Genomic DNA, 25,071 nt, shown 5'->3' with positions numbered 1-25,071 from the left:
CGGCGGACGGGCCGCCCGCGCGTTCCGCGGAACGCGGTCGGGGCCGAGAGGACCGGCCCGGGGCGGCGGTCCCGTGCCCTCAGTGCACGGGCGCCGGCAGGCGCGGGTGCGGTGCCATCCCGGCGGCCGCGTAGGCGGCGTCGATCAGCTCCGCGTTGGCGACGGCGTCGTCGAGGTCCAGCGGGAACGGCACCCCCTCGCGCAGATGCGCCCGCAGAGCCTCCAGCTGGTAGAGGTAGGTCGGCCGGGTGCCGAGGTGCTCGGTGCGGGTGGTGCCGTCGACGGTGACCTCCACCCGGTCGTCGCGGGTGGGCAGGCCGAAGTTGCGGGCCAGGACCTCGCCGCGGTCGCCGACCACCCGGGCCGGCAGCGCGAACCCGTCGGCCTCCATGTCGCAGCGCGCCCGGCCGGTCGCCCCGCAGGGGAACTCCAGGTCCGCGGCGAGGCGGGCGTCGACGCCGGGCGAGCGCTGCGTCGCCTCCGCGGCGGTCACCCGCGGCTCGCCGCCCAGGACGGCGCGTCCGAGCGTGCGCTGCACGTGCAGGGCGTAGCAGCCGATGTCCATCACCGCGCCGCCGGCGAGGTCGGCCGACCAGCGCGGGTCGTCGTCGGCGGGGGCGGGCATCTCGAAGGTCGTCTCGACCCGGCGCACGGTGCCGATCTCGCCGGACGCGGCGATCTCCACGAGCCGGCGGAGCACCGGGTGGTGCACGTGGTGGAAACCCTCGACGACGACCACCCCGGCCGCCCGCGCCGCGGCGGCGACCTCGCGGGCCTCCTCGGCGTTGGCGGCGAACGGCTTCTCGCTCAGCACGTGCTTGCCGGCTGCGATCGCGGCCAGGTTCCACGGCCCGTGCAGCGCGTTGGCCAGCGGGTTGTAGACGACCTCGACGCACGCGTCGGCGAGCACGGCGCCGTAGTCGTCGTGCACCCGCTCGACGCCGTGCTCGGCGGCGAAGGCCTCGGCGCGCCCGCGGTCCCGTGCCGCGACGGCGACGAGCCGGTCACCGGTGACGGCCGCGGGGTCGACCAGCGCCTCGCGGGCGATCCGGGCTGCCCCCAGGATCCCGATGCGCAGCGGCTCCATCAGCGCTTCAGCTCGTGGGCGAGCTCGGCGAGCTCCTGGCCGCCCGCCATCTCGGCGGTCAGCTCCTCGAGGGTGACCTCGGAGCGCTTGCGGTCGAGCACCCGGCGACCGAGTTTCAGGATGATGAAGTGGTCGCCGACCATGTAGGCGTGGTGCGGGTTGTGGGTGATGAACACGACGCCCAGGCCCGCCGCGCGGGCGGCGGCGGTGTACTTGAGCACCACACCGGACTGCTTGACGCCCAGCGCCGCGGTCGGCTCGTCGAGGATGAGCACCCGGGCGCCGAAGTACACGGCGCGCGCGATCGCGACGCACTGGCGCTGGCCGCCGGACAGCGTGCCGATCGGCTGGTTGATGTCCTTGACGTGGATGCCCATCTTGCGCAGCTCGGTGTCGGCGATCTCGCGCATCCCGGTGATGTCGAGCGGGGCCAGGGGATAGTTGCCCTTGCGCAGCTCGGAGCCGAGGAAGAAGTTGCGCCAGACCTCCATCAGCCCGACGACGGCGAGGTCCTGGTAGACCGTCGCGATGCCGAGGTCCAGCGATTGGCGCGGCGAGGAGAACGTGGTGTCGCGCCCGTGCACGGTCAGGGTGCCCTCGGAGTGCGGGTGCAGCCCGGACATGATCTTGATGAGGGTGGACTTGCCGGCGCCGTTGTCCCCCAGCACGCAGGTGACCTCGCCGGCGTTGACGGTCAGGTCGATGCCCTCGAGGGCGCGGATGGCGCCGTAGGTCTTGCCCACCCCGCGCATCCGCACCAGGGGCTCGCCCGCGCGCAGGTCGGAGGCGGCGTTCTCGGTGATCGTGTCGGTCATCTCGGGCTCACTTCCGCGTCGTCGCGTAGTTCTTGATGTAGAGGTTCAGCACGACCGCGAGCAGCAGCATCGCGCCGAGGAAGGCGTAGAACCAGTTGGGGTCGAAGCCCGCGAACACGATGCCCTGGGTGGTCATGCCGAGGATGAACGCGCCGATCGCGGCGCCGATCGCGGAGCCGAAGCCACCGGTCAGCAGGCAGCCCCCGACGACCGCCGCGACGATGTAGATGAGCTCGTTGCCGACACCGAGGCCGGACTGCACGGAGCTGAAGTTGAACAGGATGTGCATTCCGAGGATCCAGCCGACGAAGCCGACGCCCATGAACAGGCCGATCTTGACCTTCTTCACCGGGACGCCGACGGCACGGGCGGACGGGGCGTTGCCGCCGACCGCGAAGATCCAGTTCCCGAGACGGGTGCGGAACAGGATCCAGGAGGCGACCGCGGCCAGCCCGAGCCACCACAGCACGGTGACCTTGACCGTCATGAAGCCCAGCGGGATGTCCGAGGCGAAGATCGCGTGCGCGGAGGCGAAGCCGTCCAGCTCGGAGGCGTTGTCGGTGGCCACCGTGCCGGTCACGGCCTTGGTGACACCGATGTTCGCGCCGCGCAGGACGAAGAACATCGACAGCGTGATCAGGAAGCTCGGGATGCCGGTGGTGACCACCAGCCAGCCGTTGATGAAGCCCACCAGCAGCGCCGCCACCAGGCTGAGCACCACGCCGACCCACATGTTCAACGAGAGCTGGTAGGTGAACAGCGCCGCGGTCAGCGCCGAGGTGGTGACCCCGACCCCGGACGACAGGTCGAACTCGCCGCCGATCATCAGCAGCGCCACGCCGACGGCAACGATCCCGATCGTCGAGGCGGCGTAGAGCACGGTCGCGAACGAGTCCAGCGTGCGGAACGGCTCGGCGATCGCGAAGAAGAACACGAAGATCACGACGGCGGCGATGATCGTCCCGAACTCGGGGCGGGTGAACAGCCTGGCCGAGAGCGAGCGGGACTGCGGTGCCGCGGGCGCCGGTTCGGCCGCGGGCGGGGTCGGGGTGGACGCGCCGGCCTCGCCGGCGGCGGTGGGTGTGCTCATGGGAGGCTCCTGGTCGAGGCGGACGTCCGGGGGCCGCCGGTGCGCGGGCCGCCCCCGGACGCGCCGGGTCAGCGCTTGTTGGCCTGGGTGTAGGGCAGGATCTGGCCGATGTTCGAGCTGTCCACCAGCGACGGGCCGGTGAGCACGGGCTTGCCGCCGCCGAGGTCGTTGCCGTTGGACAGGTTCAGCCACAGCGACTCGACGGCCATGTAGCCCTGGACGTAGGGCTGCTGGTCGACCGAGAAGAGGATCTTCCCGTCCTGGATGGCCTTGGCCGCGTCCTGGTTGAGGTCGAAGGTCGCGATCTTCGCGGTCGAGCCGGTGCCCTCCTGGGCCTGCATCGCGGCCAGCGCGATCGGGGCGCCGAGCGTGACGATGTCGGTGATCGACTTGTCCTCGGAGAGCTTGGCGTTCAGCGTCTGCTGCACCGACGGCAGGTCGGCGCCGTTGACCTGGATGTTCTCGGTGTTCGGATACGCCTTCTTGACGCCCTCGCAGCGGGTCTCCAGCGCGACCGAGCCCTGGGCCTGGATCACGCAGAGGACCTTGCCGCCGGGGTTGGTCTGGGCGAGTTTCTGGCCGACGGTCTGGCCGGCCAGGCTCTCGTCGGACCCGAAGTACATCTTCGCGCCGGCGGCCTTGTACTGGTCGATGCCCTGGTTGAAGGCGACGACGGGGATGCCCGCGTCGGCGGCCTTCTTGGCGACCGGGACGACGGCGTCGGCGGAGGAGAGGGTGACGGCGATTCCGTTCACCTTGGAGTCGATGGCGTTCTGGACGAGTGTGGCCTGCTCCGGGCCCTGCTCGTTGTTCGAGTACTTCAGGTCGATGCCGTGGGTGGCGGCGGCGTCCTCGGCCCCGGCGCGGATCTTGTCCCAGAAGGTGTCGCCCGCCTGCTCGTGGGTGATCATCGCGATCGTGTAGCGCTGTCCCTGGGTCGCCGCGGCGTCGTTCTGCGCGCCTCCCTGGCTGCTGCAGGCCGTCAGTCCGAGGACCAGCGACGCTGCGGCCAGTCCGGCGCCGATCTTCCGAATACTCCTCATCGAGCATCTCTCTCTGTGATCGCGACGCGGGTCGACCGGTCGCGGCGAGTGTGGCGGTCTCCCCCGAGGGCCCCGATGTCGGAGGGTGATGCGGACCACGCATAGATGTACGCTCACCGCTCTGTCTCGTCAATGGTTTGTCAGGACAAACTGACGCCCTCATCAGAAATGGGGAGTGCCGTGCCCGACCCGGTCGGCGTCCGCGTGGATCGCGGCAGCCCGGTGCCGCTGTACTTCCAGGTCGCGAGCCGGCTGCGGGCGATGGTGGAGTCCGGCGAGCTGCCCGCAGGGTCCCGCCTGCCCGGCGAGGCCGAGCTCGTCGGGTGCACCGGGGCGACCCGTCCGACGCTGCGCCGGGCGGTGTCCTACCTGGTGGAGCAGGGTGTGCTGGCGCGCAAGCGCGGCGCCGGCACCCGGGTGCTGCCGCCCCCGACGGCACGGCCCGCCGACCTGACGAGCCTGCACGACGACCTGCTGCGCGCCGGCCGGACGCCGGCGACGGTGCTGCGGCGCTGCACCACCGGGCCGGTCGACGACGGCGTCGCGCGTGCCCTCGGGGTACCGCCCGGCACTGTCGCCGCCCGCATCGAACGGCTGCGCCTGGCCGACGGCGAGCCGCTGGCCCTGCTGACCAACGTCGTGCCGGTGTCGGTCCTCGCACCGCGCGTGGAGGACCTCGTGGCGCACGGGCTCTACGCGCTGCTGCGCGCCGCCGGTCACGCTCCGCGACGGGCCCGACAGGTCGTCGGGGCCCGGGCGGCGACCGCGGACGAGGGGTCCGCGCTCGACGAGCGGCCCGGCGCGCCGCTGCTGACGTCGGTGCGCACCGCCTGGGACGACTCCGGGCACGCCGTCGAGTACGGCACGCACCTGTACCGGCCGAGCCGCTATGCCATCGAGGTCACGCTGCCCGCCGGGGCTGTCGCGCCGGCTCCGGTCTGACGGCCGTTCAGCGCGCGGGGCCGGTCGTGCCCCGCACCACCAGGTGCGGATCCAGCACCAACTCCACCGGCCCGGCCGACGGATCGTCGAGCCGGGCGCGGACGGCGTCGACCGCGCCCCGGGCCAGTGCGGCCGTGTCCTGGCGGACCGTCGTGAGGTCGACGTGCGCGAGCCGCGACACCCGGTCGTCGTTGTAGCCGGCGACCGACATCCGCCCGGGGACCTCGACCCCGGACCGGCGCAGCGTGTCCAGCAGCCCGATCGCGCACCGGTCGTTCCCGGCGACGACCGCCGTCGGCGGCGCGGGGTCGCCGGGCCCGCCGGCCAGCAGGCGGTGCGCGGCGGCGATGCCGGCCTCCTCGTCGTAGGCGCCGGGCAGGACGCGCACCTCGTCGGCGAGCCCGGCGGCGGTCATCGCGGCGGTGTAGCCGTCGCGGCGGGCCGCGGCGTTGGCGCCCGGGCCGCCGTCGACATGGGTGATCCGGCGGTGACCGGCGGCGATCAGGTGCTCGGTGACGGCGCGCAGGCCTGCCTCGTCGTCGGTGTGTGCGCTGTCCACCCCGCGCACCCCGCGCCCGACGACGACGAGTGCGGTCCGCCGGGCCAGTGCGGTCAGCTCCGCGTCCGGGGCCTCGGGGCCGAGCAGGACCAGCGCCTCGCAGCGGTGGGCGAGCAGCTCGTCGACCGCGGTCCGCTCGTCGTGTCCGGGGGTGCGGGCGCTGAGCAGCACGCCGTAGCCGTGGCGGCCGGCCTCGGCGTAGAGGCACTCGATCAGCGCCGCCTCGAACGGCTCGCCCACCGTGGTGAGCACGCCGATGGTGCGGCTGCGCCCGCGGGCGAGCAGCCGTGCGGCGCTGTCGGGGGTGTAGCCCAGCTCGGCGGCGGCGGCGCGCACCCGGGTCCGGGTCGCCTCAGAGGCTCCGGGGCGGTCGCGGAACACGATCGACACCAGGGCGCGCGATACCCCGGCGCGCGCGGCGACATCGGCCATCGTCGGCCGCCGCCGCGGCGCGGCCGAGCCGGGCGCGTCGACCGGGTCGGTGTCGGGCACGGGGCCTCCCGTTCGGACCGGGCGCCGGATCTTTGTCTTGACATAGTCGGCAACGCATCGGATAGTTCCCGCCGGAGCGTACTAGCGCGCTCTAGTGGACCGCCGGTGGTGACCCCGCCGGCCACCCGACGATCGGGAGAGACAGCGTGGTTACCCCTTCCAGGATCACCGTCGGTTCGGCACCGGACTCGTGGGGCGTGTGGTTCCCGTCCGACCCCGAGCAGACGACCGCGGACCGCTTCCTGCGCGAGGTGTCCGGCGCCGGGTACGACTGGATCGAGCTCGGCCCCTACGGCTTCCTGCCCACCGACCCGTCCGAGCTGGCCGACGCGCTGACCACCCACGGACTGCGCGTCTCGGCCGGGACCGTGTTCGAGCACCTGCACCGGCCGGACTCCTGGGAGGACGTCTGGAAGCAGGTCACCGACGTCGCCGCGCTGACCCGGGCGGTCGGCGGCGGGCACATCATCGTCATCCCCGAGCCGTGGCGCGACCACAGGACCGGTGGCGTGCTGGAGAGCTCCGAGCTGACCGCCGAGCAGTGGCGCGCGCTCACCACCGGCATGGACGAGCTGGGCCGGCGCATCCTCGACGAGTACGGCCTGCACGTGCAGTTCCACAGCCACGCCGACTCCCACGTGGGTCACCAGCGCGACATCGAGCGGTTCCTCGCCGACACCGACCCCCGGTACGTGAACCTCTGCCTCGACACCGGGCACGTGTCCTACTACCGCGGGGACAACGTCGACCTGATCCGCCGCCACCCCGACCGCATCGGCTACCTGCACCTCAAGCAGGTCGACCCGGCCGTGCTGGACCAGGTCGAGGCCGAGGACCTCACCTTCCCCGAGGCCGTGCGCCGCGGCGTCATGTGCGAGCCCCCGCACGGTGTGCCCGCGATGGAGCCGCTGCTCGAGGCCGTCGCCGCGCTCGGCCGCGACCTCTACGCGATCGTCGAGCAGGACATGTATCCCTGCGCGCCCGACGCGCCGCTGCCGATCGCCCGGCGCACCCACGCCTACCTCGCCGGCTGCGGGAACCGCGCCGTCGAGATCGGCACCCCGCGGGTCTGAGCCGGCCGGCTCGACCCCCGCCCGCACCGAGCAAGGAGGCTCACCATGTCCGAGCTGCGCGTCGCCGTGATCGGCGTCGGCAAGATGGGCGCGTTCCACGTGGACTCGCTCGCCCACCGTGTCCGGGGTGCCCGGGTCACCGTCGTCAGCGATGCCGACGCCGACCGGGCCTCCGAGGTCGCCGCCGCCGTGGGCGCGCGGGTCGAGACCGACCCGCTCGCCGCCGTCGCGGCGGACGACGTCGACGCCGTCGTCCTGGCCAGCCCCGGGTCCGCCCACGAGAAGCAGGTGCTCGCCTGCCTGGAGGCCGGCAGGCCGGTGCTCTGCGAGAAGCCGCTGACGATGGACGAGCCGAGCGCGCTCGCCGTCGTCCGCGCCGAGGCCGCGACCGGCCGCCGGCTGGTCCAGGTCGGGTTCATGCGCCGGTTCGACCCCGAGTACGCCGCGCTGCGGGAGCTGGTGGTCTCCGGTGAGATCGGCGAGGCGCTGATGCTGCACTGCGTGCACCGCAACCCGGCCGTGCCCGACACCTTCACCTCGGTGTTCGCGATGGCCGACTCGGTCGTGCACGAGGTCGACTGCACCCGGTTCCTGCTCGGTGAGGAGATCACCGCGGTCACCGCGCTGAAGCCCCGTGCCACCGGGTCCTCGCCCGAGGGCAACGCCGACCCGATGCTGGTGCTGTTCGAGACCGGGTCCGGCCGCCTGGTCGACGTCGAGTCCTTCGTCCGCACCGGGGTCGCCTACGAGGTCCGCACCGAGCTCGTCGCCGAGCGCGGCCAGGCCACCATCGGGCTGGACCAGAACCTCGTCCTGCGTTCCGCGGGACGCTGGGGCGGGTCCATCGCGCCGGACTTCGTCGTCCGCTTCGGGCAGGCCTACGACACCCAGATGCAGGCTTTCGTCGACGCCGCCGCGCAGGGCACCGTGACCGGCCCCGGCGCGTGGGACGGCTACGCCGCCGTCGCCGTCTGCGCCGCCGGCGTCGAGGCCGTCATCACCGGCCGTCGAGTCGAGGTACGGCTGGGGGAGCGGCCGTGAAGCTCGCCCTCGACCCCCAGATGTTCTACGCGACCCACTCGGTGCTGGAGCTGCCCGACGTCGTCGCGCGAGCCGGGTACTCCTGGATGGAGCTCTCGCCCAAGGACGACTTCGTCCCGTTCTTCCGGTACCCGCGGGCCGACGATGCCACCGTCGCGGCCCTGCGCAAGCGGGCCGCCGACGCCGGCGTCGGGATCGCCTCGGTGCTGCCCGTGCTGCGCTGGTCCGGGCCCGGTGAGGACGAGCGGCAGGCCGCGGTCCGGGCGTGGAAACGGGCCATCCGGATGACCGTGGACCTCGGCGTGGACGTCATGAACTCCGAGTTCAACGGCCGCCCCGAGTCCCCGGAGCACGCGGAGAGCCAGTTCCTGCGTTCGTTCGAGGAGCTCGCCCCGATGTTCGAGCGCGAGGGCGTGACCCTGGTGCTCGAGCCGCACCCGGACGACTTCATCGAGGACGGCCACGCCGCGGTGAACCTGGTCCGCGGACTCAACGCGGACTGGGTGAGGTTCCTGTACTGCACGCCGCACACCTTCCACCAGGGCAACGACCCGGCGGGCATCATCGGCGCGGCGGGGGACCGCCTCGCCTACGTCCACCTCGCCGACACGCTCGACCACACCGCGTCGCACGGGCTGCGCTACATCGTCAACCCGCCCGGCTCGACCGTCCGCGTGCACCAGCACGCCGAGATGGGCCGCGGCGAGGTCGACTTCGACGCCGTGTTCGCCGCCCTGGCGGCGAACGGGTTCGACGGCGTGGTGTCCAGCTGCGTCTTCGGCTGGGAGGAGCAGGCCACCGAGATCAGCGTGCGGCAGCGGGAGAAGGCCGTCGCGCTGGTCGAGAAGCACTACGGCGCCGACCGCCGCCCGGCCACCCGCTGAGAGGTCCGGCCGGGGGCGAGCCCGTGCTCCAGCGGCAGCCCCCGGTCGGCGACGACGTCCTTCATGACCAGCGTCGAGGACAGCCGCTGCACCCCGGGCAGGGTGGTGAGGCGCTCGTCGTAGAGCCGCTGGAACGCGGGCAGGTCCCGGGTGATGATCCGCAGCAGGTAGTCCGGGTCGCCGAACAGCCGCTGGGCGGCGACGACCTGCTCGATGTCCTCGACGGCCGACTCGAACGCCTGCACCGTGTCCTGCACGGCTTCGTGCATGGTCACGAACACCAGGGCGTCGAAGCCCAGGCCGAGCCGGTGCGCGTCGAGGTGGGCGCGGTAGCCCGCGATCGCCCCGGAGGACTCCAGGGCACGCAGCCTGCGGTGGCACGGCGACACCGACAGCCGCACCCGTTCGGCCAGCTCGGTGACGGTCAGCCGGCCGTCGGCCTGCAGTTCCGCAAGAATCTTCCGGTCGATCGCGTCCACGGAGAGAATTCTTGCACCACCCGGGGCGTGCGGTGGAATCATCGGGAACACCTGTCGGCGCATCCTGCCTAGCGTCGGGGCATGCCGATCGGAAGCGTGCTGGGGTTCTCCGGCCTGTCGTTGCTGCTGGTCCTCACACCCGGTGCGGACTGGGCGTACATGATCCGCGCGGGGCTGCGCGGGCGGACGGTGCTGCCGTCGCTGGCGGGTCTGCTCAGCGGGCACCTGGCGCTCGCCGCGCTCGTCGCGGCGGGGATCGCGGCGGTCGTCGCGCGCCGGCCAGAGGTCCTCACCGTGCTCACCGCCGTCGGTGCCGCGTACCTGCTGGTGCTCGGCGCGACGACGCTGCTCCGCCCGGCCGGCCCCGCCGCCGCGGCCGTGGACCGCGGCGGGTCCGGGCTCGGCGACCTGGTCCGCGGCGCCGGGGTCAGCGGGCTCAACCCGAAGGCGTTGCTGCTGTTCCTGGCGCTGCTGCCGCAGTTCACCGACCCGGCCGCCGCGGTCCCCGTCGGCGGGCAGATCCTCCTGCTCGGCCTCGTGCACGTGCTGGGCTGCGCCCTCGTCTACACCGGCGTGGGCGTCGGCGCCCGCACCGTCCTGGCCGCGCGGCCCGCCGCGGCGCGCGTCGTGTCCCGGGTCGCGGGCGCCGCGATGGTGACCCTCGGCGCCGTCCTGCTGGCGTCTCAGCTCATTACGGTGTAATCCTGTAATCATCGATGCAGGAGGTGCGCGATGACAGGACGAGGACGTGGACGGGGCGGCTGGCAGCAGGCCGACCTCCCCCCGGCCGACGACGCCGCGGCGTGGTTCACCGGACGGCTGCCCGACGGGTGGTTCACCGGCGCGCCGGAGGTGACGGTCGACCGGGACGAGATCGTCGTGGTGGGGGAGCTGCCCTCGCCGGGCGGCGACCACCCCGACACCGATGCGGGACGGGCGGACGCCGCGGCCGCCGAGACCGGGCGGATCTCGCGGTTCCGCGAGGAGACCCGGGACCGGCGGATCGAGATCGCCCGCGAGGCCGAGAGCCGCTACCGGCGCAAGGTCGCCTGGGGCGCGCGGATCGGCGGGACGCGCGAGCTGTTCACGACGATCTCGGTGCCGGTGATGACCCGGCTGCGCCAGCCCGAGCGGGCGGTGCTCGACACCCTCGTCGACGCCGGCGTGGCCCGGTCCCGGTCGGACGCGCTGGCCTGGTCGGTGCGGCTGGTCGGGCGGCACGCCGACGAGTGGCTGACCGAGCTGCGCGAGGCGATGGGACGGGTGGAGGAGCTGCGCTCCCGGGGCCCGGAGTGACCCCGCGCTGAGACGGTCGGCCGCTGCCGCTCGCCCGGACGTCGCGGCGGCTGCGGCCGTCCGTCGCAGCTGCGGGGCCGCCCGTCCCCTCGACCCGTCCCGTCGCGTGTGAGGGCGGTGCCGGCGGGACACGTCCCGGTCATGTCGATCCTCGCGTGCGCACACCGGGCCCTGACCCGCCGTGCGCGGCCGGGCCGGGCGTCGGACCTGTGCTACTCGTGCATGCGCCCGGTGCAGTTCTGCGCCTGCCCGCCCCGCACCGCCTGCTGAGACCCGGCCGGTCTCACCCGACCCGCAGCACGTCACGCCGCGGGTCGAACTCCACTGCGCCCGTCGCGTGCAGCTCGCGCAGCCAGCCCGCCATGGGCCACCACCCCCAGCGGTCGTGGAACAGCCGGGCGTTGCCGACGATCTCGGCGATCCGGGCCGGGTCGGTCCGGGCCGGCGGATGGTGCTGGTGGTACGCGTGCGCCCCGCCCACCCACACCAGCTCCAGCCCGCAGGAGAGCGCGAAGTCGGTGTCCTCGCCGCCGTAGCCGGCGTAGTCCTCGCAGAACCCGCCGCCGGCCCGCCACGCGTCGGCGGTGACGGCGAACGACAGCGACCAGAACAGCTCCCGGCGCGGCTCGGCGACCAGCGCCCCGTCGGCCGGCGCCGGGCGCGCCGGGTGCGGGTCGGTGTGGTGGTGCAGGTCCCGCTCCGGCAGCACCCCCGCCGGCAGGTAGGTGACCGGTCCGCACAGCAGTGCGTCCGGGCGTCGTGCCGCGGCGCGGAGGTAGCCGTCGACCAGGCCGTCCCCGGGCAGGCAGTCGACGTCGAGGAACACCAGCAGCGTCGCCCCGCCGGCGAGCGCGGCGCCCGCCCCGGCGTTGCGCGCCGCCGCCAGCGGCAACGGCCCCGGCGCGGGCACGGTGAGCACCCGGGTCGGCGGGCCCGCACCGTCGGTGGCGGGCTCGGCACCCATCCCGACGACGACGTGGGTCACCGGCGGTCCCGCGGCGAGCACCCGGCGCTGGCGGGCGAGGTGGCCGGCGCGGCCGCGGACCACGGTGACCACGGCGACCCGCGCTCCGGGCGCGCTCACCCGGCGATCCCGTCGAGCACCGCGGCCGCGCGTTCCGCGGCCCGCCCGTCGGACCAGCGCGACCAGCCCGCCCCGCCGCGGGACACCGCCTCGTCGAGCACCCCGGGCCAGTCGGCCGGTGCGGGCCAGCGGTCGCGGACCGTGGCGAGCCCGGCCGCCCGCAGCACCGCGCCCGTGGCGACCTGCTCGCCGTAGGGACGCTCGGCCGGGACGATGACGGCGGCGCGGCGGGCGGCGGCGATCTCGGCGACGACGTTCTGCCCGGCGTGCCCGACGACGACGTCGGCGTCCTGCAGCTCGGCCCACACCTCGCCCGTCCACCCGGCGCAGGCGAGGTTCGGCGGGGCGTCGCGCAGCGCGCCGGTCAGGCCGCCGGCGACCCGCCAGGTCCAGTCGGGGGTGGCGGACGCCGCGGCGGCGAGTGCGGCCGGGTCGGCGCCGCCGTCGCCGCCGCCGGTCAGGACCAGCACCCGGCGACGGCCCGGACCCGGGCGGGCGGTGCGGTCGTCGTAGCGGGACAGGCCGCCCAGGTGCACCGTCCGGCCGCTCAGCTCCGGGCGCCACGGCCGCGGCGGGTCGGCGGGCCACGGCGCGAGCAGGACCTCCGCCAGGTCGTAGGCGGTGCGGTGCGCCCGGTCGAGCCGTTCCCCGGGCTGCGCGACGACGGCGACCGGCACCCCGTGCAGCCGGGCCAGCAGCGCGATCTCCACCGACACGTCGGCGACGAGCAGCCGGGCCGGGCCCGCGGCGAGCAGCGCCGAGACCGCGGCGGTCCGGGCGCGCAGACCGTCGTGGTGGCGGGGCACCCAGTGCAGCGTCCCGCCCGCGGTCACGTCGGCCGTGTCGGCCGTGTCGGCCGTGTCGCCGTCGCCGGTGTCGCCGCCGCCGGTGTCGAGGGGCAGCTCGTGCCAGGCGCCGGGCCAGCCGTGCGGGGCGGGCCGGGACCCGACCCCGACGACCGGGGTGCGGCAGTGCGCGGCGATCGCGGCGGCGCGGTGGGCGTGCCCGCTGCCGTGGTGGTGCACGTAGTAGACGATCGTGCCGGCCGTGGCGCCCGGGCCGGTGCCGCCGGTCATGCCGCGGCCAGGGCCCGGTAGAGCCGCTCGTAGCCGTCGATCATGACCTCGGCCGAGCAGGTCGCCTCGGCGTGCCGGCGGGCGTCGGTGCGCGAGAGCAGCGACGCCGCGCGGATCGCCTCGGCCAGCCCCTCGACGTCGCCGGGCTCGGCCAGCACCCCGCTGAGCGGATCGACGATCTCGGGCAGCGCCCCCCGGGCGAACCCGGCGATCGGGGTGCCGCACGCCAGCGCCTCGGCGACGACCAGGCCGTAGGGCTCGTCCCAGCACGGCGACACCACGGCGACGGTCGCGTCCCCGACCAGGCGGGCCAGCGCCCGGTGGTCGAGGTGGCCGACGTAGTCGACGCCGTCACCGAGCAGCGGGGCGACGCAGGAGTCGAAGAACGCCCGGTCCGGGCACGGCCCGGCCAGGCGCAGCCCGGTCCCGGCCAGCCGCGCCGCCCGGATCGCCTCCACCGGGCCCTTCTCAGGGACGACGCGGCCCGACCACACCGGGACCCCACCGCCCGGCCCGTACTCCCAGGCCGCGGTGTCGACCCCGTTGCGGACCACCGTCGCGCGGGCACCGGTCGGCGCCCAGGCGCGCGCGGTGTGCGCGCTGACCGCGGCGAACCGCAGCCGCTGCGGGTCGCCGAGCCGCACCGCGGACTCCATCCACGGCGTCGGCGGGGTGTGCAGCGTGGTCAGGACGGGGGCGTCGAGGGTGTCGGCCAGCGCCAGCGGCAGGTAGTGCAGGGAGTTGTTGTGCACCACGTCGTAGCGGCCGCGTTCGCGCGAGAGCGCCAGCAGCAGCTCCAGGTAGGAGTGGTGCTCGGCGAGGAACCACTCCGGCGGCATGCCGACGTCGCTGCGGGCGGCACCCGAGATCGGGGGCAGCACCGCCATCTCCCGCACCCGCAGTCCGGGGTCGGAACCGGGCGCGCCGAAGACGGTCACGTCGTGACCGCGGCGTCGCAGCCGGGACGCGAGCCCGGCGGTGTGCGCCTCGAGCCCTCCCGGGAACGGTTCACGGATCGGGTAGCGGGCGGAGGCGATGAGGGCGATCCGGGCGGTCACCGGTGGAAGGCGGGCGGGGTCATGGGTCGACACGCTCCGAGGCTCGTAGGGCGGAACCGTGCGAGCTGGCGGCTGAACCCGGACGTTCCACCGATCATGCGGTGCCCCGGGCCCCCCCACAACTCGACCTTGGGCCCCCGGCCCGGCTACAGCCCCAGCAGCTCCAGCGTGTCGGCGTGCCGGGCCAGCCCGGCGTCCACCCATCCGGGGTGCGTGGCGTACCAGGCCCGTTGCGCGGCGGCGACCTCGTCCTCGCCGATCGCCCGGTCGGAGACGCACCAGTGCGGGCGCGGCGGCGTGTCCAGCCCGAGCGCGTCGACGACGTCGGCGCGCAGCGGGGACCGGATCCCGCCGAGCAGGGTGCGTCCGGGGTCACACACGACGCCCGGCATCCCGGCGGCGTCGAGGATCCGCCCGGCGAGCAGCATCAGCACCCCGTTGCCGGGGTGGTTGAGGGTGTGCGCGGCCGCCGCCCCGAACCCGGCGATCGCGTCGGACACCCCGGCGTCGGTGTCCCGGGCCTCCCGCCGGGCGAGCTCGGCGATCCCGCGGCGGCCCACCTCGCGCAACGCCTCCGGCGTCGGCGGCGGCCCCGGCTCGCGTCCCGCGGCGGCCGCGAGGGCCCGCAGGTCGTGGTAGGGCACCCCCGGCGGGACGGCGGCCGGGTCGGCCGCGTGGCGCACGATCGCCGACCACGGGTGCAGCGCGGGATGGCGGATCACCGGCCAGCGCACGACGACCGCCCCCGGCGCCAGCCCGGCGGCGACCTGGGCGGTGCCCAGGGGCAGGTCGCGGTAGTCGTCGCGGACCGGCTGGGACGCCAGCAGCCGGGTCCGGGACAGCAGCCGGCGCAGGTGGGGCAGGTCGTCGGCGGTGAGCTCGTGCACCGGCGGGATGCGCACGGGGGTGACCGGCAGGCCGTCGACGCCGGCGAGCAGCACCCGGACCGACTCGGCCTGGCAGTTGCCCCACACCAGGGCGAGCGGTCCCGGCGGCGGGGCCTCGAGGCCGTAGAGGACGCCGTAGTGGCGGCGGCGCGGATCGGTCACCCGGTCATCGTGACCCGTGCGGTTGATCCGCGCCCGGACGGGCATCCCGGGGGACCCGAGGAGAGGAGCCGTCGCGTGCGCGTGGCGTCCGTGCCCACCGCCCATCCCTACGTGGCGTCGCTGCACCACCCCGAGGTGGTCCGGCTCCCGGACCCGCCGGTCCCGGGTGCCCGTCCGGGGGTGTGGTGGCCCTCGCCGTGGCTCGACGCCGACCATCTGCGCGCGCACGCCGCGGACGTCGACCTGCTGCACGTGCACTTCGGCTTCGACGACCGCACCCCCGACCAGCTCCGCGCACTCGTCGCGGCACTGGGGGAGACGGGTGTCCCGCTGGTGCTGACCGTGCACGACCTGCGCAACCCGCACCACGCCGACCCCGCGCCGCACGCCGCGGCCCTCGACGTGCTGGTACCGGCCGCCGCCGGGCTCGTCACGCTGACCCCGGGGGCCGCCGCGCGGATCCGGGAACGCTGGGGGCGCGAGGCGCTGGTGCTGGGGCACCCGGCCGTCGTCGGGCCGGAGTGGCTGCGCCGTCCCCGGCCCCGCCGCGCCGACGGGTTCGTCGTCGGTCTGCACGCCAAGAGCCACCGCACCAACGCCGACCCGGTCGGGGTGGCCCGCGCGCTCGCCGCGACCGCCCCGCCCGACGTCCGGCTGCGGGTCGACGCGCACGACGACGCGCGTGGCCGCGCCGTGGCGCACGCGCTGCGTGACGAGCCCCGCCTCGAGCTGCGGGTGCACCCCCCGTTCGACGACGACGCCCTCCACACCTACCTCCAGGAGCTCGACGTGTCGGTGCTCCCGTACCGGTGGGGGACCCATTCCGGCTGGCTGGAGGCCTGCCACGACCTCGGCACGACCGCGCTGGTGCCCGACGTCGGACACTTCCGGGAGCAGGCGCCCTGCCTGACCTACACCCTCACCGACGACGGCCCCGACCGCGCCTCGCTCGGCGCCGCCGTCGCACTGGCGCACCGGACCCGTCCGGCCTGGCGGGCCGACCCCGTCGACCGGGAACGGCGCCGCGCCGAGGTCGCCGACGCCCACGCCCGCGAGTACCGCCGCGTCCTGGCCGGGGTGGCGCGGTGACCGTCACCGTGCGGGTCGTCGCGCCCGGGGCGTCCGGCCACGGCGTGGTCCGGCACGCCGCCGCCGTCGCCGCCGCGGTGGTCGCCGACGGCGTGGTCCCGGTCGGTTCCGGCCAGGCCGACCTCACCCACGCCCAGTTCACCGACGCACTGTGGGGTGCCGGGGTCGCCGCGGCCGCCGACGCCTTCGTCGCGCAGGCGGAGGTCCTGCCACGGCCGCTCGTCGTGACCCTGCACGACCTGCCCGGCGCCGACCCCGACCCGGCCCGCGACGTCCGCCGGTCCGACGGCTACCGGCGCGTGGTCGCCGTCGCCGACGCGGTCGTCGTGTCCGCGGGGCACGAGGCCGACAAGGCCCGCGCGCTCGGCGCGGCCGACCCGGTGACCGTGGCGCTGCCGCTGCCGGTCGTCGTGCCCGCCGAGCAGGCCCCGGGCTGGGCGGGGCGCCCCACGCTCGGCGTGCTCGGGTTCGTCTACCCCGGCAAGGGGCACGAGGCCGTGATCGACGCGGCGGCGGCGCACCCGGACCGGCCCGCGGTCGTCGCCGCGGGGGCGGTGTCCGACGGGCACGACGAGCTCGCCCGGTCCCTCGCCGGGTACGCCCGGTCCCGCGGGGTGGACTGGATCCTCACCGGACACCTGGAGCCGGCGGCGCTCGCCGCGGCCGCGGCGGCGGTCACCGTCCCGGTCGCGCCGAGCCGCACCGTCAGTGCCAGCGGCTCGCTGCTGGCGTGGCTGGCCCACGGCCGCTACCCGCTGGCCGCGGCCGGTGCCTACGCCCACGAGGTCGACGCCGCGGCCCCGGGCGCGGTGGCGCTCTACGACGACGACACCCGCCGCGACGCCCTCGTCGCCGACGCCCTGACCCGGCCCGGCGCGACCCGCGGCCCGGTCCCGGACTGGCCGGACGCCGGGGCCGGGCACGCCGCCCTCTACCGGAGGATGGTCGCCCGGTGAGCGTGCCGGGGAACCGCTGGGACCTGCTCGCGCCGCACATCGGGCCGCCGCCGTCGGTGGGGGTGGTGGTGTGCCACTACCGGCAGCCCGCACAGCTGGCCCGGACCGTCGCCGCGCTGCAGACGCAGACCCGACCGCCGGTGTCGGTGGTCGTCGCCGACGACGGGTCCCCGGAGCCGCCCGACCCGGCCGCGCTCGCGGGGCCGGTCCCGGTGCGGGTGGTGACCCAGGACGACCGCGGGTTCCGCGCCGCCGCCGCGCGCAACCGCGGCGCCGCGCAGGTCGAGGGTGACGTCCTGGTGTTCCTCGACGCCGACACCGTCCCCGGGCCCGGCTTCGTCGCAGCGCTCACCGCGCGGATCGCGGCCTGCCCGGACGTGCTCGCCGTCGGGCGTCGCCGGCACGCGGACCTGTCCGGCACCGCCCCCGGCGACGACCCGGCCGCCGCGCCGCAGCTGCCCGACCCGGCCTGGCTCGCCGACGGCTACCGCCGCACCCGCGACCTGCTCGACGCGTCGGGCACGGACTGGCAGCTGGTCATCAGCGCCGTGCTCGCCCTGCACCGCAGCCTGTTCGACGACCTCGGCGGCTTCGACGAGCGCTACGTCGGCTACGGCGGCGAGGACTGGGACCTGGCCTACCGGGCCTGGAACAACGGTGCGCTGCTCGTCCACGAACCGGATGCGGTGGCCTGGCACGACGGCCCCGACTGGGGCGGCCGCCCGGAGGACCACGACGCCGCCGGCGGTGGCAAGGACGGCGAACGCATCCGGATCGCCGCGCTCGTCCCCGACCCCGGCGTGCGCGGCGCACCGCTGCCCGGCGCGGTTCCGGACGTGCTCGCCACCGTCGACGGGGACGCGCACGGGTGGGAGCTGGTGGAGATCGTCGACGCGGTGCTGAACCAGACCCATCGCGACGTCCGGGTCCGGCTGCCCGGCGGCGACCCGCGGCTCGACGAGCTCTACCGCGGCGTCGCCGACACCGGCCCGTGGAGCCCCGACCGGCTGCGCCGCGCCCGGGCCCGGCTGCACGTCCACGCGCCGCTCCCGCCCGACGCGCTGGCCCGTGCCATGGACCTGCTCACCGGCCACGACCTCGGCCGCGTCGGGATCGCCGGTCCGGACGGGCGGACCCTGGCCGTACTCGTCTCCACCCGGGCGGCGGGCCGGGCCCGGCGCGGGCGGGTCGACGACGCCGTCGCCCAGCACCGGGAGGGCGTCGCGACTCTGCTCGCCGGGATGCCGTAGCCCTACGGAGGCCCGACCGCCCCGGATGGCCCTAGCCTCGCCGGCATGACCGCACCCGCTGCCTCCCCGGTCCGCGGGGCCCGCCGCGCGATGATCGTCGCGGTGGTCGCCTCGCTGCTCGTCGCCTCGCTCTGCGGGATCGTCGCCCTGCTCGGCGGTGGCTTCGGTGACCTGCAGGCCCGGATCGTCGCGACCACCCTGATCGTCGCCGCGTTCGGCACCTCGGCGCTCTGCCACCTCGCCGTCGTCACCCGCGCCGTACGGGCCCTCGGGTTCGCCGGACTGGCGGCGAGCGTCGGCGCCGCGGGAGCCGCGCTGTGGCTGGTCTGGGGCGGCGACGGGCTCCTCGAGGGCGACGGCGACGGCTCGGTGCTGAAGAGCCTGCTGGTGGCGACGATCGTCGCGATCAGCCTGGCACACGCGAACCTGCTCCTCCTGCTCGCCGAGCGGCGCCGCACCGTGATCCGTGCGGGCCTCGGGCTGACGCTGGCCGCGATCGCCGTCGTCGCGACGATGCTGGCGCTGCCGGTGATCACCGACGGCGAGGTCGGCGACAGCGAGTGGTACTGGCGCTGGTTCGGCGTCGCGGGGATCGTCGACGCGCTCGGCACCATCGCCCTGCCGGTGCTGGCCCTGGTCCTGCGCGGCCGGGGGCACGAGCCCGCCGCCACCGGGACCCGGCCCGCGTCCGACGGGAACACGGCCACGCGGGCACCGGCCCACGGCACCGCGTCGGCCGGTGCGCGGGCCGACGCGGCGGATCCGGCGGCACCCCCGGCCGCGGTGACGGGTTCCGACGGCGCCGGGGGCGACGGTGTCGGCAGCCCGAGCACGACGTCGGACGTGGCGCCGGTCCGGATCGTGCTCGACCTGCCCGCGGACCTGGTCGCCCGGCTCGACGCCGCCGCGGACGGGCAGGCGCGGGACGCCGCGGCGCTGCGCGTCCTGCGGAACGCCCTCGTCCAGGGCTGACCCGCCGGATCCACGCCGGTTCCGGTGCACCGCACCGCACCGCACCGCGGCCCCGGCGCGTCGCCGGTGCCGGTCAGGCCGGGGTGTCCCTGCCGCGGTCACCGTCGTCGGCCCGGTCCAGCCGCGCCCGCCGCTCCTGCTCCCGGCGGCTGTACGCGGCCTGGCGGACCGCGCCGTCGTCGGCGAACCCGGAACCCAGTGCCCCGGCGACCGTCCCCATGGACGTCGACAGCCAGGCGATCATGATCCAGTCGTCCGGACCGGACTCGCGCATCAGGGTCGAGGCGAGGTAGTCCGGCGGGATGACGAGGACCGCCGCGACCAGGGCCAGGACGAACAGCAGCGCGAACATCACCAGCACCCCGCACGCCACGGTGATCACCGTCGAGAGGTTCGACAGCAGCATCTCCTCGCGCAGCGAGCGGTGTCGCCGCGACTCCCACAGCCGGTTGTCGAGGATCAGCCACGCGGTCATCCCGACCAGGGCGATCAGCATGACCGTCACCTGCCGGGCGGTCCCGAGCGCGGTCGCCAGCTCCCAGATGTTGGAGTAGAAGATCCCGAACGCCGCCCCGGCCGCTGCCGCGGCGATGGCGGGGGACAGGCTCGGCACCAGCCGCCACGGACGGTTCGCGCGGACCATCCCGGCCAGCAGCCGGACCCGCCCGCGGAGCCCGGTCAGCGCGAGGCGGATGTCGATGTCGTCCTCCACCCCGCCGCTGCCGGCATCGGAGTCGTCCGCGCGCCCCCGGTCGCGGTCGCGGTCCTGGTGGCGGTGGTCGCCGTCGGTTCCGGCGCGGGTCCCCGGGTCGATCCGGGTCAGTGCCCCCGCATGACCGGTGTCCGGCGCTCCGCTCCCCTCGGCGCCCGCGCGGTCGGGGCGCACCAGGTGCCCGGTCACGAGACGGACCACCGTGTCGCGGCACCGCCGGTACTGGTTGATCGCGCCCAGCGCGGGCAGCGACACCAGGCCCACCCGGTGCCCGGTCCCGCCGTCGGCGACGACCGGGTCCGCCCCGGAGCGGCGCGGCAGGTCGGTGAGCAGCACGACGGCGTCGGCGCCGTCCCGCTCGCGCACCCGGTCGCCGATGTCGAGGGCGGGCAGCGCGCCGCGCTCGTCCAGGACGATCGGCTCGTCGGCGAGGCGGACCTCCCAGCGGGCGTCGTCGTGCTCCTCGAGCGCGGCGGGCAGGTCGCGGACGAGCCGGTGGGCGAGCTCGGTCGGCAGCCCGGGGTCGGCGACGAGGTCGAGCACGGTGGTACGGGTCGCGTCGGTCACGGCGCGCGAGGCTAGTTGCCGTCGGTCGCGGTCGGGTGGTGGGCGGTCGGGCGGTGCGGTCTCCCGCTCGAACGTGTGCTCGTACCGGTGCGGAGGAGGGGCCCGACTGCCCGGGGCGGGTCGGGAGGGGGACGGGGCTGTGGGGCCGCCACCGCCACCGATGGTGCCGGTCAGGACCCGGCGCGCAACCACCCCGCGGCGATCGAGGCCAGCGGCTCCAGCTCCTTGTACTCCGCCACCTCCGGCGGCAGCGTCTCCAGGACCGACGTGAGGCGCTCGCGCCAGGCCGGTACCCGCGCGACCTCGTCGAGCGGCAGCAGGCGGACATCGATCAGGAACAGCACCGCGCCGGTCAGCGGCAGCCGCACCAGGTGCTGCACCTCGGTGCGCAGGTGGATCTGCCGGCCGGGGTCGGTGAGGTCGAGCCGGGTCCGGGCGGGCTGCCACAGCGGGGCGGCGTCGAGGGAGAGGTCACGGCGGTCGTCGGGCTGCAGCCCCCAGTTCAGACGGCGGTAGGCCTCACCGGGGTGCAGGTGCAGCAGGAAGCGTTCGGCGCGCTCGAACACCCCGCCGGGACCGTTGCCGGGGACCGGGCCGTGCAGCTCCCGGAAGCTCATGCCGGCGTCGAACCCGAGCGACCAGACCGAGGCGAACGCGACGGCACCGGCGTCGAGCCACAGCGCGTCGTCGCGGGCGCCGAGCACCACCACGTCCTCCGCGACGAGCCGGGACACCCAGCGCAACGGGTGCTCGGGCAGGGTGGCGTCGTCGCCGAACACGAACTCCTGGTCGGTGCCGGTGGCCGCGTCACGGAACCGCCAACCGCCCGTTCCGCCGGTCCGGCCGGGGGCGCGGGTCAGGGTGCAGGTGCCGGGTTGCTCGGCGGCGAGGCGCCCGAGCAGGTACAGGCAGGCGTCCCAGCAGGACGCGCGGGCGTGCGGCGCGGCGACGAAGCGCGCGGGTCCACGGTCCAGGATCGACGCGCGCTCGGCGGCGACGGCGGGACGGTCCGGGCCGTCGTGCACGATCCGCGCGCCCCAGGAGCCGGCCTCGGTACGGCGCTCCACCCCGGCCGGCTCGACGTTCGCGCTGATCCGGTAGGTCGGGTGCGGCAGCGGGAACGGGTAGTCGTCGACGCCGGTCACAGGTCCAGCTCCAGTGCCGTCCCGGCGGCGCGGGACACGCAGAGCGCCATCCGGTCGGCGCGCTCGTCGGCGGTCAGGACCATGTCGCGGTGCTCCACCCGGCCGTCGACGACGGGTGTCACGCACTCGCCGCAGACCCCGCGCCGGCACATCGCGGGCGCGGCGACCCCGGCGCGGTGCACGGCGTCGAGCAGGGTCTCGCGGGCACCGACCTCGACCGTGCGGCCGCTGCGGCGCAGCACCGCACGGAACGGGGTACCGGGCCCGGGCCCGGGGACGAACGCCTCGGCGTGGACGCGGGCGTCGACCCAGTGCGCGGCGCGGGCGGTCCGCGCGGCCGCGGCGATCAGACCGGGCGGGCCGCAGGTGTGGACGTGGCTGCCGAACGGGGCCGTGGTCAGCAGCCGCTCCAGCGCGGCGTGGGCCTCGACGCGACCGGTGGCCTCGACCAGCCGGTCCCCGCAGAGCGCGCGCAGCTCGTCGCGATGTGGCGCGGGACCGGGGCGGTGGACGGTGAGCACCGTGAACGGGTTACCCCAGAACGCGTGCCAGCGGGCGTGGGACAGGACCGCGGTCACCCCGATCCCGCCCGCGACGAGCAGGTGGTGGCGTGCGGTGTCGACCGGCGGGAACGAGCTGCGCGGCGTCGTCGCCACGACCGCGTCGCCCGGGACGAGACCGTGCGCCCACACCGAGCCGCCGCGGGAGTCCGGACGCCGCGCGACCGAGACGTGCCAGCGGTCGGGTGCGGGGGACGGCGCGGTCAGCGAGTAGGAGTTCCAGCGGCCCGGCGCCCACTCGACGCCGATGTGGCCGCCGGGCGGGGCCGCGGGCAGCGGCCCGGTCCCCGGTGCGGCGGCGAGCTCCAGGGAACGGACGCCGGGCGCGGCGTCGGTGACCGCGGCGACCCGCAGGTGCACGGCGGGCCGGGTCACGGCGCCCGCTCCGGGGTGGGCGCGCCGAGGAACGCCGCGAGCCGGCGCGAGTGGTGCCCGGCGACGTGCAGCACGAGCCGGCAGCCGGGGCAGGCCACGGCGTCCCCGACGTCGGCGTGCACGACGACGCGGTGGTGGCAGTGTCCGCAGTGCACCGTCCGGTCCCGGGTGGAGCCGGTGATGTCGGTCGGGACCAGGACGAGCTCCTCGTCGAGGGCGCCCCGGTGCAGCGCCGCGGCGCGCACGGCCTGCACGACGGTCTCGGGGCCGGTGACCAGGATCCGGGTGCCGGTGACCAGCGTCGCGAGCTCCCGGTCCAGCAGGCCCGCCGCGTCCCCGCCGACGGGCAGCCGGACCAGGCGGTCGGCGGGACCGAGGTCGGGATCCGGCGCGGACCCGGCGACGACGACCAGGTGCGGCGCGTCGCCGCGGCCGGCCGGGCCGGCGTAGCGCGGCACCGTGGTCCGGCTCGGTGCGACGTGCGCGGACGGGGCGGCCGCGCCGGTGCGCAGCGGGCGGAGGGGATCGGCCATGACGGACGCGATGCTACGAGCGTCGGGTGAACGGCGGACGGCGCCCAGCGAATGCGCGGGTCGCCATTTCTGGTGAAACTGGCGGGGAGTCGGTGACGATCTCGGCGCCGGCGCGATGCACTGCGTGAAGCGCCCGCACGCCGGAGAGGGGGACGTCATGGACGGCACGTCGTACCGCCCGCGGCACGCCCTGCGTGAGACCCCGCCCACGATCGCCGTCCCGGCGCAGCGGGGCGCCCCGCGGGGCGAGGCCCTGACCCGGCCGGACGTCGACGGCCACCGCCCCGCCGCACCGCAGCAGGAGGTGTCCGCCCACCGGATCGCCGTCCCGCAGCCCCGCCCGATGCCGCCGACCACCGCGCCGCGGCACGGCACCGCGCCCTGGTGGGCGGCCGTCCCCGCACCCCGCGACGGAGCGGACCCCGCGCCGCCCGCCCCGGCCCCGGAGCGGCCCTGGTTCACCCCGGCCCCGGTCGTCGTCGAGCCCGCCGCCGGGCCCGGCGCCGACGGGAGGCTGCCCGGCTTCCCGGCCACGCTGCTGCCGCGCCGCCGTCGTCCGCTCGCGGTCGGCGCGGGCCTGGCCGCCGGGATCGCCGGGATGCTCGTCGTGTTCGCGGTGGTCGTCGGCGCCGCGGGTGCGGCGGGCCGCGGGATCGACGACGCCGCCACCGCGACGGCCGCGGTCGGCGACTGGCGCGCCGCGGGTGGTCAGGTGCACGTCACCGCGATCACCGAGGCCCTGCGCGACATCGCGCGTGCCGGGTCCGGCGGCGGGACCGTCGCGCTGGCCGAGGCCTGCCGCGACCTGCGCGACGAGGTCGCCTCCGCGCAGGCGTACCCGGCGATCCCGGACGCCGTCGCCCAGGTGTACTGGCGTGACGGGCTCGCCGCGGGCGCCGACGCCGCCCGGCACTGCATCGCGGGCGCCTCCCTCGGTGACCCCGGGCTGCTCGGCGACGCCGCCCAGGAGCTCAACGGGATGAGCACGCAGCTGGGCGCCGTCGCGGACCGGCTCACCCTGCTGTCGGGCGGCTGACCCCGCGGGCACCGCGGACCGTGCGCATCCACCCCACGACCCGCATGATCACGCCATGACCACCATCGCGATCGTCGGTGCCGGACCGGGACTCGGCGCGGCGACGGCCCGGCGCTTCGGGCACGAGGGGTTCGACGTCGCCCTGATCGGACGGCGCCGCGACCGCGCCGAGGCGCTGGCCGCCGGACTGGCCGACGACGGCGTCGCCGCGCACCCCTTCACCGCCGACGCCCGTGACCCCGCCGCCCTCGCCGCGACGCTGGAGCGGGTCGCGGAGACCGTCGGCCCGGTCGAGGTGCTGCAGTACAGCCCCGCACCGCAGAAGGACTTCCTGCGGCCGCTGCTCGAGACCACCCCGGCCGACCTCGTCGGACCGGTCGAGATGTCGGTGTACGGCCCGGTCGCGGCCGTGCACCAGGTGCTGCCCGGGATGCGCGCGCTGGGCCGCGGCACGGTGCTGTTCGTCAACGGCGGCAGCGGGGCCCGGCCGTCGTCGCGGGTGGCGGGCACCTCCATCGCCTTCGCCGGGCTCGGCGCGTTCGCGGCGATGCTGCACGACGAGCTCGCCGGCGACGGCGTGCACGTCGCCCAGCTGATCGTCCCCGGCGCGATCGAGCCCGGGCACCCCCGCAAGGACCCCGCCGCACTCGCCGCGACCCTGTGGGCGCTGCACCGCGACCGGCCCGCCGGGTTCCGCCATCTCGCCGACGACCTCTGAGCGCTCCCCGACGGGTGTGGTGTGGGCGTTGCGGCGGGCACCGGGGCTCCTGCGCCGCTAGGGTTCCCGCCGCAGGTCGACCGGTACGAA

General features: G+C 76.0%; 26 protein-coding genes. 12 read left to right on the top strand and 14 right to left on the bottom strand.

Features of this window, described 5'->3' with window-relative positions:
• Positions 1-79: 79 nt before the first annotated feature.
• From ND486_RS03955 to ND486_RS03940, 4 genes are all read right to left on the bottom strand, one after another.
• On the bottom strand, positions 80-1,087 hold the full coding sequence (locus tag ND486_RS03955) for a Gfo/Idh/MocA family protein (protein ID WP_251782864.1): 1,008 nt from the start codon (positions 1,085-1,087) through the stop codon (positions 80-82).
• A complete protein-coding gene (locus ND486_RS03950) occupies positions 1,087-1,902 on the bottom strand; it encodes an ATP-binding cassette domain-containing protein (protein WP_251782863.1) in 816 nt (271 codons plus the stop codon). Before ND486_RS03950 ends, ND486_RS03955 begins: the two co-directional genes overlap by 1 nt.
• 7 nt (positions 1,903-1,909) lie before the next feature.
• Positions 1,910-2,992, bottom strand: coding sequence for an ABC transporter permease (locus ND486_RS03945; protein WP_251782862.1), 1,083 nt, complete (start codon positions 2,990-2,992; stop codon positions 1,910-1,912).
• Between the two features lie 68 nt (positions 2,993-3,060).
• The gene (locus ND486_RS03940) at positions 3,061-4,035 is read right to left on the bottom strand and encodes a substrate-binding domain-containing protein (protein WP_251782861.1); all 975 of its coding nucleotides are present in this window, start codon (positions 4,033-4,035) and stop codon (positions 3,061-3,063) included.
• 180 nt (positions 4,036-4,215) lie between these two features.
• Between ND486_RS03940 and ND486_RS03935 the strand changes: the two genes are divergently transcribed.
• A complete protein-coding gene (locus tag ND486_RS03935) occupies positions 4,216-4,977 on the top strand; it encodes a GntR family transcriptional regulator (RefSeq protein ID WP_251782860.1) in 762 nt (253 codons plus the stop codon).
• Positions 4,978-4,984: 7 nt separating this feature from the next.
• Here ND486_RS03935 and ND486_RS03930 read toward each other — a convergent pair whose 3' ends face one another.
• Positions 4,985-6,028: a LacI family DNA-binding transcriptional regulator gene (locus ND486_RS03930; protein ID WP_251782859.1), complete on the bottom strand. Its 1,044-nt coding sequence runs from the start codon at positions 6,026-6,028 to the stop codon at positions 4,985-4,987.
• 197 nt (positions 6,029-6,225) lie between these two features.
• On the opposite strand from ND486_RS03930, the gene ND486_RS03925 reads away from it, so the two are divergent.
• The 3 genes from ND486_RS03925 to ND486_RS03915 are packed head-to-tail and all read left to right on the top strand — an operon-like array spanning position 6,226 to position 9,026.
• Complete coding sequence (locus tag ND486_RS03925) at positions 6,226-7,101, top strand: sugar phosphate isomerase/epimerase (RefSeq protein WP_251782858.1); 876 nt, start codon at positions 6,226-6,228, stop codon at positions 7,099-7,101.
• Between the two features lie 45 nt (positions 7,102-7,146).
• Complete coding sequence (locus tag ND486_RS03920; RefSeq protein WP_251782857.1) at positions 7,147-8,142, top strand: Gfo/Idh/MocA family protein; 996 nt, start codon at positions 7,147-7,149, stop codon at positions 8,140-8,142.
• Positions 8,139-9,026 (top strand): sugar phosphate isomerase/epimerase, encoded by an 888-nt coding sequence (locus ND486_RS03915; RefSeq protein ID WP_251782856.1) that lies wholly within the window; start codon positions 8,139-8,141, stop codon positions 9,024-9,026. The genes ND486_RS03920 and ND486_RS03915 overlap by 4 nt, the downstream gene beginning before the upstream one ends.
• Here the strand turns inward: ND486_RS03915 and ND486_RS03910 are convergent.
• Positions 8,993-9,505, bottom strand: a complete 513-nt coding sequence (locus tag ND486_RS03910; protein WP_251782855.1) for an Lrp/AsnC family transcriptional regulator — start codon at positions 9,503-9,505, stop codon at positions 8,993-8,995. The genes ND486_RS03915 and ND486_RS03910 overlap by 34 nt on opposite strands.
• A gap of 81 nt (positions 9,506-9,586) precedes the next feature.
• Between ND486_RS03910 and ND486_RS03905 the strand changes: the two genes are divergently transcribed.
• Positions 9,587-10,207: a LysE family translocator gene (locus tag ND486_RS03905; RefSeq protein ID WP_251782854.1), complete on the top strand. Its 621-nt coding sequence runs from the start codon at positions 9,587-9,589 to the stop codon at positions 10,205-10,207.
• A 30-nt stretch (positions 10,208-10,237) separates the two neighbouring features.
• Complete coding sequence (locus ND486_RS03900) at positions 10,238-10,801, top strand: hypothetical protein (protein WP_208823552.1); 564 nt, start codon at positions 10,238-10,240, stop codon at positions 10,799-10,801.
• A gap of 283 nt (positions 10,802-11,084) precedes the next feature.
• Here ND486_RS03900 and ND486_RS03895 read toward each other — a convergent pair whose 3' ends face one another.
• From ND486_RS03895 to ND486_RS03880, 4 genes are all read right to left on the bottom strand, one after another.
• Positions 11,085-11,885 (bottom strand): glycosyltransferase family 2 protein, encoded by an 801-nt coding sequence (locus tag ND486_RS03895; RefSeq protein WP_251782853.1) that lies wholly within the window; start codon positions 11,883-11,885, stop codon positions 11,085-11,087.
• On the bottom strand, positions 11,882-12,961 hold the full coding sequence (locus ND486_RS03890; protein WP_251782852.1) for a glycosyltransferase: 1,080 nt from the start codon (positions 12,959-12,961) through the stop codon (positions 11,882-11,884). The genes ND486_RS03895 and ND486_RS03890 overlap by 4 nt, the downstream gene beginning before the upstream one ends.
• On the bottom strand, positions 12,958-14,019 hold the full coding sequence (locus ND486_RS03885) for a glycosyltransferase (RefSeq protein WP_251782851.1): 1,062 nt from the start codon (positions 14,017-14,019) through the stop codon (positions 12,958-12,960). The genes ND486_RS03890 and ND486_RS03885 overlap by 4 nt, the downstream gene beginning before the upstream one ends.
• 146 nt (positions 14,020-14,165) lie before the next feature.
• On the bottom strand, positions 14,166-15,068 hold the full coding sequence (locus tag ND486_RS03880) for a WcbI family polysaccharide biosynthesis putative acetyltransferase (RefSeq protein WP_224402647.1): 903 nt from the start codon (positions 15,066-15,068) through the stop codon (positions 14,166-14,168).
• Between the two features lie 75 nt (positions 15,069-15,143).
• On the opposite strand from ND486_RS03880, the gene ND486_RS03875 reads away from it, so the two are divergent.
• The 4 genes from ND486_RS03875 to ND486_RS03860 are packed head-to-tail and all read left to right on the top strand — an operon-like array spanning position 15,144 to position 19,335.
• Entirely contained in the window at positions 15,144-16,157 is a 1,014-nt protein-coding gene (locus tag ND486_RS03875) for a glycosyltransferase family 1 protein (protein ID WP_251782850.1), read from the top strand.
• The gene (locus tag ND486_RS03870) at positions 16,154-17,113 is read left to right on the top strand and encodes a hypothetical protein (protein WP_251782849.1); all 960 of its coding nucleotides are present in this window, start codon (positions 16,154-16,156) and stop codon (positions 17,111-17,113) included. The genes ND486_RS03875 and ND486_RS03870 overlap by 4 nt, the downstream gene beginning before the upstream one ends.
• Complete coding sequence (locus ND486_RS03865) at positions 17,110-18,363, top strand: glycosyltransferase (RefSeq protein ID WP_251782848.1); 1,254 nt, start codon at positions 17,110-17,112, stop codon at positions 18,361-18,363. Before ND486_RS03870 ends, ND486_RS03865 begins: the two co-directional genes overlap by 4 nt.
• Positions 18,364-18,408: 45 nt before the next feature.
• Positions 18,409-19,335, top strand: a complete 927-nt coding sequence (locus tag ND486_RS03860) for a hypothetical protein (protein ID WP_251782847.1) — start codon at positions 18,409-18,411, stop codon at positions 19,333-19,335.
• A 73-nt stretch (positions 19,336-19,408) separates the two neighbouring features.
• Here the strand turns inward: ND486_RS03860 and ND486_RS03855 are convergent, their stop codons facing one another.
• The 4 genes from ND486_RS03855 to ND486_RS03840 all read right to left on the bottom strand — a co-directional run bounded on the left by ND486_RS03855 (position 19,409) and on the right by ND486_RS03840 (position 23,227).
• Entirely contained in the window at positions 19,409-20,614 is a 1,206-nt protein-coding gene (locus ND486_RS03855) for a hypothetical protein (RefSeq protein ID WP_251782846.1), read from the bottom strand.
• Positions 20,615-20,784: 170 nt separating this feature from the next.
• On the bottom strand, positions 20,785-21,759 hold the full coding sequence (locus tag ND486_RS03850) for a heme-dependent oxidative N-demethylase subunit alpha family protein (protein WP_251782845.1): 975 nt from the start codon (positions 21,757-21,759) through the stop codon (positions 20,785-20,787).
• Positions 21,756-22,694, bottom strand: a complete 939-nt coding sequence (locus tag ND486_RS03845) for a PDR/VanB family oxidoreductase (protein ID WP_251782844.1) — start codon at positions 22,692-22,694, stop codon at positions 21,756-21,758. Before ND486_RS03845 ends, ND486_RS03850 begins: the two co-directional genes overlap by 4 nt.
• Positions 22,691-23,227, bottom strand: a complete 537-nt coding sequence (locus ND486_RS03840; protein ID WP_251782843.1) for a dimethylamine monooxygenase subunit DmmA family protein — start codon at positions 23,225-23,227, stop codon at positions 22,691-22,693. Before ND486_RS03840 ends, ND486_RS03845 begins: the two co-directional genes overlap by 4 nt.
• Positions 23,228-23,384: 157 nt before the next feature.
• On the opposite strand from ND486_RS03840, the gene ND486_RS03835 reads away from it, so the two are divergent.
• Both ND486_RS03835 and ND486_RS03830 read left to right on the top strand, forming a co-directional pair.
• Positions 23,385-24,263: a hypothetical protein gene (locus ND486_RS03835; protein WP_251782842.1), complete on the top strand. Its 879-nt coding sequence runs from the start codon at positions 23,385-23,387 to the stop codon at positions 24,261-24,263.
• Positions 24,264-24,318: 55 nt separating this feature from the next.
• Positions 24,319-24,981 (top strand): SDR family NAD(P)-dependent oxidoreductase, encoded by a 663-nt coding sequence (locus ND486_RS03830; protein WP_251782841.1) that lies wholly within the window; start codon positions 24,319-24,321, stop codon positions 24,979-24,981.
• Positions 24,982-25,071 lie beyond the last annotated feature (90 nt).

Origin of the sequence: Pseudonocardia sp. DR1-2, assembly GCF_023717215.1 — a bacterium.
GTDB lineage: Bacteria > Actinomycetota > Actinomycetes > Mycobacteriales > Pseudonocardiaceae > Pseudonocardia > Pseudonocardia alni.
The sequence above is the reverse complement of the archived record's forward strand: the minus strand, read 5'-3'. Positions and strand labels throughout refer to the sequence as shown.